Source organism: Streptomyces sp. NPDC048584, from assembly GCF_043199595.1.
Lineage (GTDB): Bacteria > Actinomycetota > Actinomycetes > Streptomycetales > Streptomycetaceae > Streptomyces > Streptomyces edwardsiae.
In genome coordinates this window covers 383,962-397,346 of record NZ_JBICWF010000002.1, presented here as the reverse complement: position 1 = coordinate 397,346, position 13,385 = coordinate 383,962, and the positions used below count along the sequence as shown (strand labels likewise).

Annotated in this window: 11 protein-coding genes; 3 read left to right on the top strand and 8 right to left on the bottom strand. The window is 70.8% G+C overall.

Annotation, left to right across the window (positions count from 1 at the left end):
- Window positions 1-5: 5 nt before the first annotated feature.
- Window positions 6-713 carry a Flp pilus assembly protein CpaB gene (gene cpaB / locus ACGFR9_RS06035; RefSeq protein WP_393203351.1) on the bottom strand — a complete coding sequence of 236 codons (708 nt, stop codon included), beginning with the start codon at window positions 711-713 and terminating at the stop codon, window positions 6-8.
- A 67-nt stretch (window positions 714-780) separates the two neighbouring features.
- Window positions 781-1,614: a hypothetical protein gene (locus ACGFR9_RS06030; protein WP_393204009.1), complete on the bottom strand. Its 834-nt coding sequence runs from the start codon at window positions 1,612-1,614 to the stop codon at window positions 781-783.
- Between the two features lie 412 nt (window positions 1,615-2,026).
- Between ACGFR9_RS06030 and ACGFR9_RS06025 the strand changes: the two genes are divergently transcribed.
- Both ACGFR9_RS06025 and ACGFR9_RS06020 read left to right on the top strand, forming a co-directional pair.
- Entirely contained in the window at window positions 2,027-3,730 is a 1,704-nt protein-coding gene (locus ACGFR9_RS06025) for a chitinase (protein ID WP_393203349.1), read from the top strand.
- Window positions 3,731-3,871: 141 nt separating this feature from the next.
- On the top strand, window positions 3,872-5,998 hold the full coding sequence (locus ACGFR9_RS06020) for a serine/threonine-protein kinase (protein WP_393203347.1): 2,127 nt from the start codon (window positions 3,872-3,874) through the stop codon (window positions 5,996-5,998).
- On the opposite strand, the gene ACGFR9_RS06015 is transcribed toward ACGFR9_RS06020, so the two are convergent.
- The 6 genes from ACGFR9_RS06015 to ACGFR9_RS05990 form a co-directional block, all read right to left on the bottom strand.
- On the bottom strand, window positions 5,995-7,317 hold the full coding sequence (locus ACGFR9_RS06015) for an Nramp family divalent metal transporter (protein WP_393203345.1): 1,323 nt from the start codon (window positions 7,315-7,317) through the stop codon (window positions 5,995-5,997). The two genes, ACGFR9_RS06020 and ACGFR9_RS06015, sit on opposite strands and share 4 nt — an antisense overlap.
- Before the next feature lie 67 nt (window positions 7,318-7,384).
- On the bottom strand, window positions 7,385-8,026 hold the full coding sequence (locus ACGFR9_RS06010) for a hypothetical protein (RefSeq protein WP_393203343.1): 642 nt from the start codon (window positions 8,024-8,026) through the stop codon (window positions 7,385-7,387).
- 83 nt (window positions 8,027-8,109) lie between these two features.
- Window positions 8,110-9,597, bottom strand: coding sequence for a GntP family permease (locus tag ACGFR9_RS06005; protein ID WP_393203341.1), 1,488 nt, complete (start codon window positions 9,595-9,597; stop codon window positions 8,110-8,112).
- Window positions 9,598-9,722: 125 nt separating this feature from the next.
- Complete coding sequence (locus tag ACGFR9_RS06000; RefSeq protein WP_393203339.1) at window positions 9,723-10,133, bottom strand: RidA family protein; 411 nt, start codon at window positions 10,131-10,133, stop codon at window positions 9,723-9,725.
- Window positions 10,130-10,894, bottom strand: a complete 765-nt coding sequence (locus tag ACGFR9_RS05995; protein WP_311647280.1) for an IclR family transcriptional regulator — start codon at window positions 10,892-10,894, stop codon at window positions 10,130-10,132. Before ACGFR9_RS05995 ends, ACGFR9_RS06000 begins: the two co-directional genes overlap by 4 nt.
- On the bottom strand, window positions 10,891-11,955 hold the full coding sequence (locus ACGFR9_RS05990; protein WP_393204008.1) for a sugar kinase: 1,065 nt from the start codon (window positions 11,953-11,955) through the stop codon (window positions 10,891-10,893). Before ACGFR9_RS05990 ends, ACGFR9_RS05995 begins: the two co-directional genes overlap by 4 nt.
- A gap of 158 nt (window positions 11,956-12,113) precedes the next feature.
- Between ACGFR9_RS05990 and ACGFR9_RS05985 the strand changes: the two genes are divergently transcribed.
- A complete protein-coding gene (locus ACGFR9_RS05985; protein ID WP_393204006.1) occupies window positions 12,114-13,385 on the top strand; it encodes an amino acid deaminase in 1,272 nt (423 codons plus the stop codon).

Genomic DNA, 13,385 nt, shown 5'->3' with positions numbered 1-13,385 from the left:
GGCTCTCACTTGTCCTTCGCGAGTTCGTACGTCCGCTGCGAGTCCGGTACGGCGCCGTCGGTGCCGGGCGCGACCAGGGCGAGACGGACGCGCTTCGCGAACGACTCGGCGTAGGTGATGCGCTGGGCGTCGACGGCGGACAGCGCGAAGGTGATCGGGACGGCGTCGGTGGGCTCCCGGCCGCGGTCGTTGTCGTCGGGCTGGAGGGCGGTGAGCCGGCCGACGTCGAGGACCTTGGCGTTGGTCACGATGACCCTGGACTGGTCGGGGTCTCCCTCGCGTTCGCCCTCGAAGGTGGCGTAGACGTTGACGCCGGCGCCGGGTGTGATCTTGCCGGCGACACCGGTCGCCGCGTCGATCATGATGGCGACCTCCTGCTGCCCCGACTGCAGGGCGGGCTGGTCGACGATCATGTCGCTCTGCAGCAGGGAGCCCTCGCGCAGCTTGGTCACGGCGATCTTGCCCCGGATGTCGCCGAGGTCGGTGACGGCGTTCTTCGACAGCCACCGCTCGGGCATCTCGATCTGCTCGAACTGCCCGGTGGCGAGGGGGGTGTAGGGGTCCACGTCGCTCTTCAGCCGGTACGCGGTGACCTCGGGGCCGACCTTGGACTCGACGTCGCTGATGACGGAGAGCACGCCGGCGAACGCGCCGAGGGCGCACAGGACCGACAGAAGCAGGAGTATCACGCCTCGGCGCTGACGGGAGTTCATGAACCGTGCAACCTCATCGGGGATATCGGTCGAGCGGAATCGGACGGGGCGGGGCGGGCCGTGCGGGTCAGGTGCCTCTGGTGAGGGCCGGGGTGCCCTCGGGTGCGGGCGGTACGGCGGAGCAGAACACGCAGCGGTCGCCGATGACGTCGATGCCGCACCAGTGGCAGCTGCCGCGCCGTACGGAGGTGACCAGTTGGTAGAGCACGGAGAGGTCGGGCAGATAGGTGCAGAACTCGACGACCTTGCCGGTCCCCCACCAGCTGGGGGATTCGGCCGGGAGCGGGGTCTCGCGCAGTCCCTGGACGTTCCAGGCCGGGGCCAGGGTGGTGGTGACCCAGTCGGACTGCAGCTGGCCCTTGGCGACGAGCATCCAGGTACCGAACTCGGGGCCGTCGAGGCGCGTTTCGGGGCCGAGGCGGACGAGTTGTGGCTGCGGGTGGGCGACGACGGCGAACTGGGTTCCCGGCATCCAGGACTTGGCGTGCTGCTTCAGGTCCACGGGGACGCGGTCGAGGCGGGTGACGGAGCCCAGCAGGGCCCCGGCGTGGATGTAGTGGATGAGCAGCCGGCCGGCGGAGGCGAGCACGCCGGGGCTGAGGTCGCAGGAGGCGAGCTGCCGTAACTGACGGACCAGGACCGCGAGTCCGAGGGGCGGCAGTTCGGGGCTGAAGAGGGCTATCCGGTCGCTCTCCAGGAGCGAGCGCAGGGTGTGCAGGCGCCGCCGGACGGCGGTGGGGGCGGTCCGTGAGCTGACCACGATGACATGGCCGTGGTGCTCGAGGAGCAGTTGCAGCTCGTTCAGGACCTGTTCGAGCGGGCGGGTGTCGATGTCCCGCAGCACCACCGCGGGCAGGGTGCGTTCGTCCTGCGCCGGCAGTGCCATGTCGGCGCCGGTCACGGCAATGGCAGTTGGCACGCGCGGCTCCCCGTTCTCCCCATGCCCGACGGCCCACCGGGCGTTACTCCGATGCACCCTGGTGACTTCACTGCGTGACTACCTCAGCACTGTATCCGCGGGTCCGTGACCGGAGAACAGCGATTGAGCAGCCGAACGGCAACCGTCGATGCACAAGGTGCGCCAAAACGGGGCAGGTTGAGCATCTCGCCGGTCTCGATCAAGCCTCACGGGTGGAGGTCCTGTGCACTGCCTTGACGTCGGGCGGTGCCGTCGGGTCGGTTCGCTGGTCGATTTTGGTCTGGACCTATTGACAACTGGATTGGTCTGGACCACCTTGTGCTGCACACGGTGGCCACCGTCGCTCGTTCGCTTCTCCCCTCTCCCCCACCCTTCTCCCCCACCGGAGGCCTCAGTGAACCGCCCATCAGGAACACCCGGCCGCGGCAGACGTCTGTGGGCCGGAGCCGTCGTCTCCGCTCTCGCCCTCACCTTCGCCGGAGCCGGCCAGGCGTCCGCTGCGGACGTCAACAACGCGAGGAACGCCGGGTTCGAGGCGGGCCTCGGCAACTGGACCTGTTCGGCGAACAGCGGCACGACCGTCTCCTCCCCCGTGCACGCCGGTGCGGCCGCGCTCAAGGCCACGCCCGCCGGGCAGGACAACGCCCGCTGCAGCCAGACCGTCGCCGTGAAGCCCAACTCCACGTACCAGCTGAGCGGGTGGGTGCAGGGCGGCTACACCTACCTGGGCGTGACCGGCACCGGCACGACGGACGTGTCCACCTGGACCCCGGACTCCGGCGGCTGGAAGCAGCTGTCCACCGGCTTCAGCACCGGCTCCTCCACCACCTCGGTGACGGTGTACACCCACGGCTGGTACGGCCAGGCCGCCTACTACGCCGACGACATCTCGGTGTTCGGCCCCGACGGGGGCGGCGGGAGTGACCCCGAGCCGACGATCCCCGCCACCCCGGGCGGACTGACCGTCTCCGGCACGACCGCCTCCTCGGTGTCGCTCGCCTGGAACGCGGTGTCGGGAGCGACCGGCTACACCGTCTACCGCGACGGCGCCAAGGTGACGGCCGTATCGGGCACGTCGGCCACCGTGACCGGGCTCGCGGCCTCGACGTCGTACTCCTTCCAGGTCGCCGCCACCAACACGAAGGGCGAGTCGGCGAAGTCGACGGCGGTGTCGGCCCGTACCAAGGAGAGCGGCGGGAACAACGGCGGTGACCTGCCGCGGCACGCGGTGACCGGCTACTGGCAGAACTTCAACAACGGCGCCGCAGTGCAGAAGATCTCCGACGTGCCGTCCGCGTACGACATCATCGCGGTGGCCTTCGCCGACGCCACCGGCACTCCGGGCGCCGTCACCTTCAACCTGGACTCGGCGGGCCTGAACGGCTACACGGTCGACCGGTTCAAGGCGGACGTCCGGGCCAAGCAGGCCGCGGGCAAGAAGGTCATCATCTCGGTCGGCGGCGAGAAGGGCACCGTCTCGGTGAACGACTCCACGTCCGCGAACAACTTCGCGAACTCGGTGTACTCCGTGATGCAGGAGTACGGCTTCGACGGCGTCGACATCGACCTGGAGAACGGTCTCAACCCGACCTACATGACACAGGCGCTGCGGTCGCTGTCCGCCAAGGCCGGCCCGTCGATGATCCTCACCATGGCCCCGCAGACCATCGACATGCAGTCCACGTCCGGCTCGTACTTCCGTACCGCGCTGAACGTGAAGGACATCCTCACGGTCGTCAACATGCAGTACTACAACAGCGGTTCGATGCTGGGCTGCGACGGCAAGGTCTACAGCCAGGGCTCGGTGGACTTCCTCACCGCGCTCGCCTGCATCCAGCTGGAGGGCGGCCTCGACGCCTCCCAGGTCGGGCTGGGTCTGCCCGCCTCGACGCGGGGCGCGGGCAGCGGCTACGTCTCCCCGTCGGTCGTGAACAACGCCCTGGACTGCCTCACCAAGGGCACCGGTTGCGGCGCCTTCAAGCCGTCGCGGACCTACCCGTCGCTGCGCGGCGCGATGACCTGGTCCACGAACTGGGACGCCACGGCCGGCAACGCGTGGTCGAACGCGGTGGGCCCGCACGTGCGCGCCCTGCCGTGACCGGCGGCCGCCCCCGCCCCACGGCCACGTGGGGTGGGGGCGGTGCCCCCTGTTGGAGAGCGCAGGTCACGAGCGGGATACAGAAGTAACCGATGCGTAGGGAGCCCTCTCACGGAGTGCCCGCTGTGCGAGGATCGGGCCGTGGATGAGCTGAGACCCGACGACCCGTCACGTATCGGCCCCTACCGGCTTCTTGCCCGCCTCGGCGCGGGCGGCATGGGCGAGGTCTATCTGGCCCGCTCGGCCGGCGGCCGCACCCTCGCCGTGAAACTCGTCCGCTCCGAACTCGCGTCGGAGCCCGAGTTCCGCAGGCGCTTCGCCCAGGAGATCGCGTCCGCGCGGCGCGTCGGCGGCGAGTGGACCGCGCCCGTGCTGGACGCGGACACCGACGCCGAGTCGCCGTGGGTCGCCACCGGCTATGTACCCGGCCCCTCGCTGCACGAGGTGATCGCCGAACGGCCGGAGCCGCTGCCCGAGCGGTCGGTGCGCATCCTCGGCAACCGGCTCGCCCAGGCGCTCACCGCCATCCACGAGGCCGGCCTCGTCCACCGGGATCTCAAGCCCGCGAACATCCTGGTGACCATCGACGGGCCGCGCGTCATCGACTTCGGCATCGCCCGCGCCCTCGACGCGGTGACCGCCGACGGCAAGCTGACCCGCACCGGCGCGGTGATCGGCTCGCCCGGCTACATGTCCCCCGAGCAGGTCCGCGGCGAGCCCCTCACCGCGGCCAGCGACGTCTTCTCGCTCGGCTCCGTGCTGGCCTTCGCGGCGACCCGGCGCCAGCCGTTCAGCTCGTCGGACAGCGGGATGCACGCGGTGATGTACCGGATCGCGCAGGAGCCGCCGGATCTGTCCGGTCTGCCCGAAGGGCTCTCCGAGCTCGTACGCGACTGTCTGGCCAAGGACCCCGCCGCCCGGCCGACGCCGGCGCAGCTCGTGGAGCGTACGGCGGCGGACGCCGCGGACGCGGACACCGTGCCGTGGCTGCCGGCCGGCCTGACGGCGGAACTCGGCCGCAGAGCCGCGCGGTTGCTGGACTCGGAGGCACCGGCCACCCGGGCCGTACCCCCACCCCCCGCAGGGCCGCCGACGGTGCCGCCGATGCCCTTGGGCGGACCGCCCGCGCCCGCCACACCGCCGCCGCCGTCGACGGCGCCGCCTCCGGCACCGCCCGCGACCCCGCCGCTGCCGGTGAGCGCGCCGGTCACCCCGGAGCCGGAACCGGAACCGGCGGCCGTGCACCCCGACCCTCCCGCCGTCGACCCCGCGCCCACGCCCGTGCCGACACCGGTGGCTCCGCCGCTCGGTGTGTTCGGGGACCCGGTGCCCGTCCCCTCCCCGGCACGCCCCAGGCGGACCCGGCTGATCGTCGGGTCCGCCGTCCTGGCCGTCGCGCTGCTGGCCGGCGGCGTCACGTACGCCGCCATGAACCTGGGCGGCGACAAGGACGACGGCAGGAACACCAGCTCGGGGAGGACGGGCGGCTCCGGACAGCCGGACGACGACGGCACGGAAGAAGCCGCCCAGCCGGAGGAGGAGGACTCCTCCTCCCCCGGCACCGCGCCCCCCGCCACCATCGAGGGCGCCATCGCCGACGCCTATCTGGGCACCTGGCAGGGCGAGGGCAAGGACTCCGAGGGGAACACCCTCTCGCTGCGCCGCATCACGATCACCCAGGGCGTCGCGGGCGAGGACGTCGCCACGACGTTCAACTCCTTCGACGACGTGCTGTGCACCGGCGCGGCCGAACTGGTCTCGTTCGACAACCTGATGGTGGTGGAGTCCCGCGCGGTCTCCAGCATCCCCGAGGACTCCTGCACCGACGGCGGCGAGCAGACCCTGCGGCTGCGTGACGACGGCTCACTCATCTGGACCAACGACGAACGCGGCGAGACCGCGATCCTGAAGCAGACCGAGCTGTCCGACACCCCCGTGCCGGCCGAGTTCCTCGGCACCTGGGAGCGCGAGGGCTCCGAACCCGGCGAGAGCATGTCCCTCGTACTGGAGCAGGCGGCGCACGGCGAGGTGGTGGCCACCTGGACCGGTGACGGACCGGCGTACCACTGCGAGTGGGAGAGCGTGCTGGTGGACGCCACCAGCACGGGCGTACGGCTCGGCCCTTCGGTCGTCACGGCCGCGGAACCGAAGGACCAGTGCGAGAGCGGCAACACCGAGACGCTGCGGCTCAAGAGCGCGGACCAGCTGACCGTGACGACACTCGGCGGCGAGGAGGAGCCCCCGGTGGCCTACCGGCGCGCGGACTAGAAGAACTCCGACCAGGGCTGGTCCCAGATCTGCTTGACGCACAGGACCAGGAACAGCAGGGCCGCGGCGGCGAGCATGGTGTTGCTGAGCGGCCCGTTGCGCCACTCACGGGGCGTGCGGGCCGAGTTGAGCAGCCACATCAGGGTGAGCGCCAGGAACGGCATGAACGCGGCTCCCAGGACGCCGTAGATGATGATCAGGCGGAAGGGCTCGTCCTGGAAGAGCAGGACGATGGGCGGGAAGGTGAGCCAGAGCAGGTAGGCGCGGAAGGCCCAGGAGCGTTCACGGCGGCCGGAGGCCAGCTCGTCGCCGCGTGCCTCCCGCTCGCCCCGCTGCCGGGCGAGGAAGTCGGCGAACATCAGGCTCACACCGTGCCAGACGCCGATCAGGGAGGTGAAGGACGTGGCGAAGAAGCCGATCAGGAACAGCTTGCCGGTCGCCGTGCCGTACTGCTCCTCCAGGACGTCACCGAGCTGGATCAGACCCTTGTCGCCGCCCGCGATGGCGATGTTCGCGGAGTGCAGCAGCTCGGCGCCGACGAAGAGCATGGCGACGACGAAGATGCCGGTCGTCGCGTAGGCGACCCGGTTGTCCAGGCGCATGACCTTCATCCAGCCGGAGTCGGTCCACCCCTTCGCGTTGACCCAATAGCCGTACGCGGCCAGCGTGATGGTGCCGCCGACGCCGCCGATCAGGCCGAGGGTGTTGAGGACCGAGTCCTTCTCGTCCGGGAGGACCGGGAGCAGGCCGGCGAAGGCGTCGCCGAGGTTGGGGGTGACACGGATCGCGAGATACACGGTCACGACGAACATGACGCCCACCAGGACCGTCATGACCTTCTCGAACACGTCGTACTTGTTGAACCAGACGAAGACCAGGCCGACGAGGCCGCAGGCGATGCCCCACCATTCGAGGTCCATCACGCCCGGGAACAGCGCCTGGAGCGGCAGCCCGCTCGACGACATCGCCGCGGCGCCGTAGACGAAGCCCCAGATGACCGCGTAGACCGCGAAGAACCAGGTCGTCCAGCGGCCGAGGCTCGCCCAGCCGTCGAAGACCGTGCGGCCGGTGGACAGATGCCACCGGCCGCACGCCTCCGCGAGGGAGATCTTCACCAGACAGCCGATGACCGCGGCCCACAGCAGGGTGTAGCCGAAGTTGCTGCCCGCGATGAGGGTGGCGACGAGATCGCCGGCGCCGACACCGGTCGCGGCGACGACGATGCCGGGACCGATGTGACGCCAACTGGACTTACGGGGTGCCGCGTCGGCCCCGACCGGTACGCCTGCGCCTGTGGTGTTGCCCGTGGTGTCCGCCATGGAGGTCAAGAAAGCGGATGACCGCCGGTCGGACAAGAGGGCGTGCGGGGATCTTCACGGCATACACCTACTCGGTGGCGGTTTTCCCGTCGCCCTCGGCGGCCTTGTCGTTCTTGTCCTCGGCGTCCTTGTCCTCGGCCGGCGTCTCGTCGTCCGTGGCCTCGTCCTCCGCGTCCCCGTCCACGTCGTCCTTCGCGTCCGGCGTCTCGCCGTCCTCGAAGTACACGTCCAGGACCGCGTCCAGGGCGGTGTCCCACTCCGCGAAACTGCCGCGCGACGGGGCCTCGACCTCGATGGGGTACCAGCGGCTGTCCGGGGTGTGCACGGTGACCGTGTACCGCTTGCCGAAGCGGGCGGTCTCCGTCTCCACGGCCCCGATCTCGTCCCACCGGAACTCGCACTCCTGGTCGTCCAGACTCAGTCGTACGCCCCGGTGGTCGGCGACGATCCTGGCGCGACGGTCGGACGCCTCGAAGACCGGCCCGTCGGGCACGGTCTCCGTTTCCGGCTCGGCCTCCGGAGCCGCCTCCTCAGGAGCCGTGTCCTCAGGAGCCGTGTCCTCAGGAGCCGTGTCCTCAGGCTCCGTTTCCGTCGCCGCCTTCGCGTCCTCCTTCCGGCCGGACGCGGGCGAGGTGAGCCCGGGGATGAATGCCGGGTCGAACCCGGCGCCTTCCAGGGGCTGGCTGCTCGAACCTATGCGCTGCTCCACACCGCAGGAGTATGGTCGATAAACCTGTGCCGGACACAGCCAGCCCCAACTTCGTTATAGGACGCCTACACGGACGACACGGCTCACACGACGAGGCTGAGCGCCGCCGCCACCACGAACCCGGCCACCGACAGGACGCTCTCCAGCACCGTCCATGTCTTCAGGGTGTCCCGCACGCTGATGCCGAAGTACTTGGCGACCATCCAGAAGCCGCCGTCGTTGACGTGCGAGGCGAAGATCGAGCCCGCCGAGATGGCCATGATGACCAGGGCGACGAACGCCTGCGAGTGGTCGCCCTCGGCGAGCAGCGGGGCCACGATGCCCGCCGTCGTCACGATCGCCACCGTCGCCGAGCCCTGTGCGACGCGCAGCACCACGGAGATCAGGTAGGAGAGGACGATCACCGGGAGGCCGACGTCGTTGAAGGTGTCGGAGAGGGCCTGGGCGACTCCGCTGGCCTTGAGGACGGCGCCGAAGACACCGCCGGCGCCGACCACCAGGAGGATGTTGCCGACGGGCTTCAGCGAGGACGTGGAGACGGTCTCCAGGGACTTGCGGGACCAGCCGCGTCGGATGCCCAGCAGGTAGTAGGCGAGGAACAGGGCGAGGGTCAGGGCCACGAAGGGGTGGCCGAAGAACTCGACGACCGAGCGGAGGGTGGAGGGGTCCAGCGCGATCGAGGAGAAGGTCGCCGCGAGGATCAGGACGAGCGGCGTACCGATGATGCCGAGGACCGTGCCGAGCGGCACCGGCGCCTCACGCGGCTCGACCCCGGACGCGCGCTGTTCGGCGACGACGGCGTCCTTGGCCTCCTGCGCGGCCTCGACCATGTCCTGCGGCACGGGCACGAAGATGCGCTTGCCGATCCAGGCGGCGTAGACCCAGGCGGCGGCGACGGCCGGCAGACCGCAGACGACGCCCATGAGGATGACCCAGCCCAGGTCGACGTGGAGCAGTCCGGCGGCGGCCACCGGGCCCGGGTGCGGGGGCAGGAAGGCGTGGGTGACGGAGAGACCGGCGAGGAGGGGCAGGCAGTAGAGCAGGATCGACTTGCCGGAGCGCTTGGCGGCCGCGTACACGATCGGCGCGAGGACGAAGATGCCGACGTCGAAGAAGACCGGGATACCGAAGATCAGACCGGTGAGGCCCATCGCGAGCGGGGCCCGCTTCTCACCGAACAGGCCGAGCAGCCGGCCCGCCAGCACCTCGGCGCCGCCGCTGACTTCGAGGATCGCGCCGAGCATCGTACCGAGGCCGATGATGATCGCGACATGGCCGAGGATGCCGCCCATCCCGGACTCGATGGTGGACACCGCGTCCGACCGCTGGACCGTGCCGAAGAGTTCGGTGACCGACAGACCGGCCATCAGGCCGACGGCTATGGACACGGCGAGCAGCGCGACGAACGGCTGCAGCCGCACCTTGATGATCAGGAAGAGGAGCAGCGCGATACCGATGGCGGCGACGGTCAGCAGGCCCGCCGTGCCGTCGAGGAGGAGGAGCAGCCCTCCGGTGTGCGGTGGTGTCTCCGCGGGTGCGGAGGCGGCGAGCGGGAGGAGCGGATGGGACATTCGGGGGTCCTCTGGGTAAGGGCATGGAACTTTCGGGCAGGGGGGATCGCGGCACGGCGTCCCAGGGGTGCGGGAGGCCGTGCCGTGATGTCGTACGGCGGTGGAGAGGTGGGGCGCGGCGCGGGTCAGCCGAGGACGGCGAGCGCGTCGATCTCGATGAGGAGCCCGGCGGGAAGACCGACGTAGACGGTGGTGCGCGCGGCGGGCGGCTGGGTGAGTCCCTGCTCCTCGAAGTAGGTGTTGTAGAGGTCGTTCATCTCCGCGAAGTGGTCGACGTCGGTGAGGTAGACGCGGATCATCATCACGTCGTCCCAGCTCGCGCCGCCCTCCTCGAGGATCGCCTTGACGTTGGCGAGGGTCTGGAGGGTCTGCTCGCGCAGGGTGGGGCCGGCGGGCGTGGGCGCCTTGCCCTCCTCGGCGGGCAGGAAGCCGACCTGGCCCGCGACCTGGAGGATGTTGCCCTTGCGGACACCGTGGGAGAACTTCGCGGGCGGGGTGGTGTGGGTGGCGGGGGTCAGCGCGGTCTTGTCGGTCATACGGAGCTGTCCTTCACTGGGGTTCTGCCGGAGTACTCGCCGCTGATCGCGTCCGCCGTACGGCGCACCAGCGGGAGCAGGGTGAGGAGTTCGTCGGCGGTGACGACGACGTTCGGCGCGGAGACCGACATCGCGGCGACGACTCGGCCGTCGGCGCCGCGGATCGGGGCGGCGACGCAGTTGATGGACTCCTCGTGGCCACCGAGGTCGGTGGCCCAGCCCTGTTCGCGCACCTTGGCCAGTTCCTGGAGGAACGCGGTGGCGTGCGGTGTCGAACGGGCCGTGTACATGGGGTAGTCGAGCTTCTCCGCGAGGGCGCGGCGCTCGTGCTCGGGAAGGTCGGCGAGGAGGAGTTTGGCCACGCCCGCGACGGTGATGGCGACCGGTTTGCCGATACGGGAGTACATGCGGACCGGGTAGCGGCTCTCGACCTTGTCGATGTAGAGGACCTCGTTCTCCTCGTACACGGCGAGGTGGACGGTGTGTCCGATCTTCTCGTTGAGGCGTACGAGATGGGCGTGGGCGATCTCGCGGACGTCGAGGTTCTCCATCGCCTCCTGGGCGAGGGCGAAGAGCCGGGCGCCCAGGCGGTAGCGCTGGTCGGACTGGCGGTAGACCAGGCCGTGTTCGTGGAGGGTGCGCAGAAGGCGGAGGGCGGTGGATTTGTGCACGCCGAGGCGGTCGGCGACCTGGCCGAGGTCGGCGGGGCCCTCCGCGAGCAACGGGAGGATGCTCAGGGCTCGGTCAACGGTCTGGCTCATGGGGTGCGTGCCTCCTCAATGTCCCGGCCCATGGTGTCCGTCCATCCGGGGCCGAGTCGCAGTCTCCCCCACGCGGTGTCGTCCAAGGCGACGAGACGGTCGGCGAGGGCGCGGGTGGGGGGTGCGGCGAGGTCGCCGGGGGCGGTGAGGCTGGCTGCCGCCATGAGGTGGCCGTGCCTCAGTCGGTCCCGGGCGGGGAGGCCCCGGAGGGTTGCGGAGAGGAAGCCTGCGGCGAAGGCGTCGCCGGCGCCGGTTGTCGCGACTACGTCGACTTTCAGCGCCGGCGCGGTGGTGGCCGGGCGGGGGGATGTTGCGCGGCCCGGCGATTGCGGGGTGCCGCCGCGCCCACCCGTGCCGCCCCAGGCGGCACGACTGCCCGCAGCTCGGCCCAGGGCCACGGCCCCGTGGCCCCCCTGCTTCACCACCAGGATTCCCGGTTCCGGGAGGGCTTCGCGGATGGCGGTGGGGCCGCCTGTGATGCCCCAGGCCTCCTCCGCCTCGTCCTCTCCCACGAAGACGAGGTCCGCGCCGCGTGCCAGGTCCAGGAGGATCTCCGGGCCGTGGGTGTCGCGCCACAGGGCCGGGCGGTAATTCACGTCGAAGGAGATCAGAGGGCGGGTGGGGTGGGGGGCGGTCAGTTCCCGGATCAGGGTCAGGCAGTCGGCGGAGAGTGCCGGTGTGATGCCCGACAGGTGCAGGACGCGGCCCCCGCGTACCGCCTCCAGGTCCAGGTTCGTGGCCGTCATCGCGGAGGCCGCCGAGCCCGCCCGGTAGTAGGCGACCTCGTGGGAGTCCGTGGAGCGGTCGCCGGCCGTGCGGAAGTAGACGCCGGTCGGGCGGGCCGGGTCGCGGCGGACGTACGACACGTCGACGCCGTACCCCCCGATCGCCTCGACGAGGTGATCGCCGAACGCGTCGGCGCCGACCCGGCTGACCCAGCGGGCGCTGTGGCCGGCCGCCGCGAGCACGCACGCCACGTTCGACTCCGCGCCGCCGATGCCCCGGTCGAAGGACGGGACGTCGGCGAGGCGCCCCGGCCGGGAGGGCAGGAACGTGACCATGGACTCGCCGAGTGCGACAACGTCCACGGCGCGGCTCCTTCTCTTCAGCGACTGCCGCGGTGTCCGTTGACCCCGCGTGGCCGAGATGTTAGACAGCGGTGAGCGATATACGCAATGAGTGTTGCACAATGTGCAACATGCCTGATCAGGAGGTTCTGATGGTCCTCGACGCTCTGGCCCGCCTCACCGAGGAACGTGTGGATCACCGCTTCAAGGGCCTCCCGCCGGACGCCGGGGGCCTGACCGTCGGGGAGCTGGCCGCGCAGCGCCGCAACCTCTTCACGGGCGGCTTCACCACCCCCGTGCTCGCGCTCTCCGCCGAGCGCCTGGAGCACAACCTGCGGCTGATGGAGACGTACGCGGCCCGGCACGGCCTCGCCTTCGCGCCGCACGGCAAGACGTCCATGGCCCCGCAGCTCTTCCGGCGGCAGATCGAGCACGGGGCGTGGGGCATCACCCTGGCGGTTCCGCATCAGGTGCGGGTGGCGCGGGCGTTCGGGATCCAGCGGATCTTCCTCGCCAACGAGCTGGTGGACGCGGCGGCCCTGCGCTGGATCGCCGCCGAGCTGGACGCCGACCCCGGCTTCCGCTTCATCTGCTACGTCGACTCCGTGCGCGGCGTCGAGCTGATGGAAGCGGCCCTGACCGAGGCGGGGGCCTCCCGTCCGGTGGACGTCGTCGTGGAGCTCGCCGCCGGTGAGGGCGCGCGGACCGGGGCGCGGACGGAGGACGCGTGCGCCGCCGTCGCCGACGCCGTGGCCGGTGCGCGCGGGCTGCGGCTGGCCGGGGTCGCCGGGTACGAGGGCGAGGTGCCGCGAGCCGATCCGGAGCGGGTGCACGCCTGGCTGCGGCGGCTGGTGGCGCTCGCGGCGGACTTCGACAAGGCGGGGCGGTTCGCGGGGCTCGACGAGATCGTGCTGAGCGCGGGCGGCAGTGCCTGGTTCGACGCGGTGGCCGATGTCTTCGCCGAGGTTCCCGAACTCTCCTCCCCCGTGCTGAAGCTGCTGCGCTCGGGTGCGTACGTCTCGCACGACGACGGCCACTACCGCGAGCTGACCCCCTTCAACCGGGTCCCGGAGGAGGGCGCGCTGGAGCCGGCGTTCCGGCTGTGGACGCAGGTGGTGTCCCGGCCGTCCGACGAGCAGGCGTTCACCAACGCCGGCAAGCGGGACGCGGCCTACGACCTCGATCTGCCGTTCGCCCAGGTGGTGCGCCGGAACGGGAACGAGCGCCCGGCCACCGGGATCTCGGTGACCGGACTGTCCGACCAGCACGCGTGGCTGCGGACCACCGGGGAGGCCGATCTGGAGGTGGGAGACTGGGTGGGACTCGGTCTGTCCCACCCGTGCACGTCGTTCGACAAGTGGGAACTCATCCCGCTCGCCGAGGCGGACGGCACGGTGGTCGACTACATCCGTACGTTCTTCTAG

What these genes read in the sequence shown, in the direction of transcription:
- cpaB (WP_393203351.1), bottom strand. Translation starts at nt 713, where the DNA reads ATGAACTCCCGTCAGCGCCGAGGCGTGATACTCCTGCTTCTGTCGGTC.
- ACGFR9_RS05995 (WP_311647280.1), bottom strand. Translation starts at nt 10,894, where the DNA reads ATGAGCCAGACCGTTGACCGAGCCCTGAGCATCCTCCCGTTGCTCGCG.
- ACGFR9_RS05985 (WP_393204006.1), top strand. Translation starts at nt 12,114, where the DNA reads ATGGTCCTCGACGCTCTGGCCCGCCTCACCGAGGAACGTGTGGATCAC.
- ACGFR9_RS06005 (WP_393203341.1), bottom strand. Translation starts at nt 9,597, where the DNA reads ATGTCCCATCCGCTCCTCCCGCTCGCCGCCTCCGCACCCGCGGAGACA.
- ACGFR9_RS05990 (WP_393204008.1), bottom strand. Translation starts at nt 11,955, where the DNA reads ATGGTCACGTTCCTGCCCTCCCGGCCGGGGCGCCTCGCCGACGTCCCG.
- ACGFR9_RS06015 (WP_393203345.1), bottom strand. Translation starts at nt 7,317, where the DNA reads ATGGCGGACACCACGGGCAACACCACAGGCGCAGGCGTACCGGTCGGG.
- ACGFR9_RS06000 (WP_393203339.1), bottom strand. Translation starts at nt 10,133, where the DNA reads ATGACCGACAAGACCGCGCTGACCCCCGCCACCCACACCACCCCGCCC.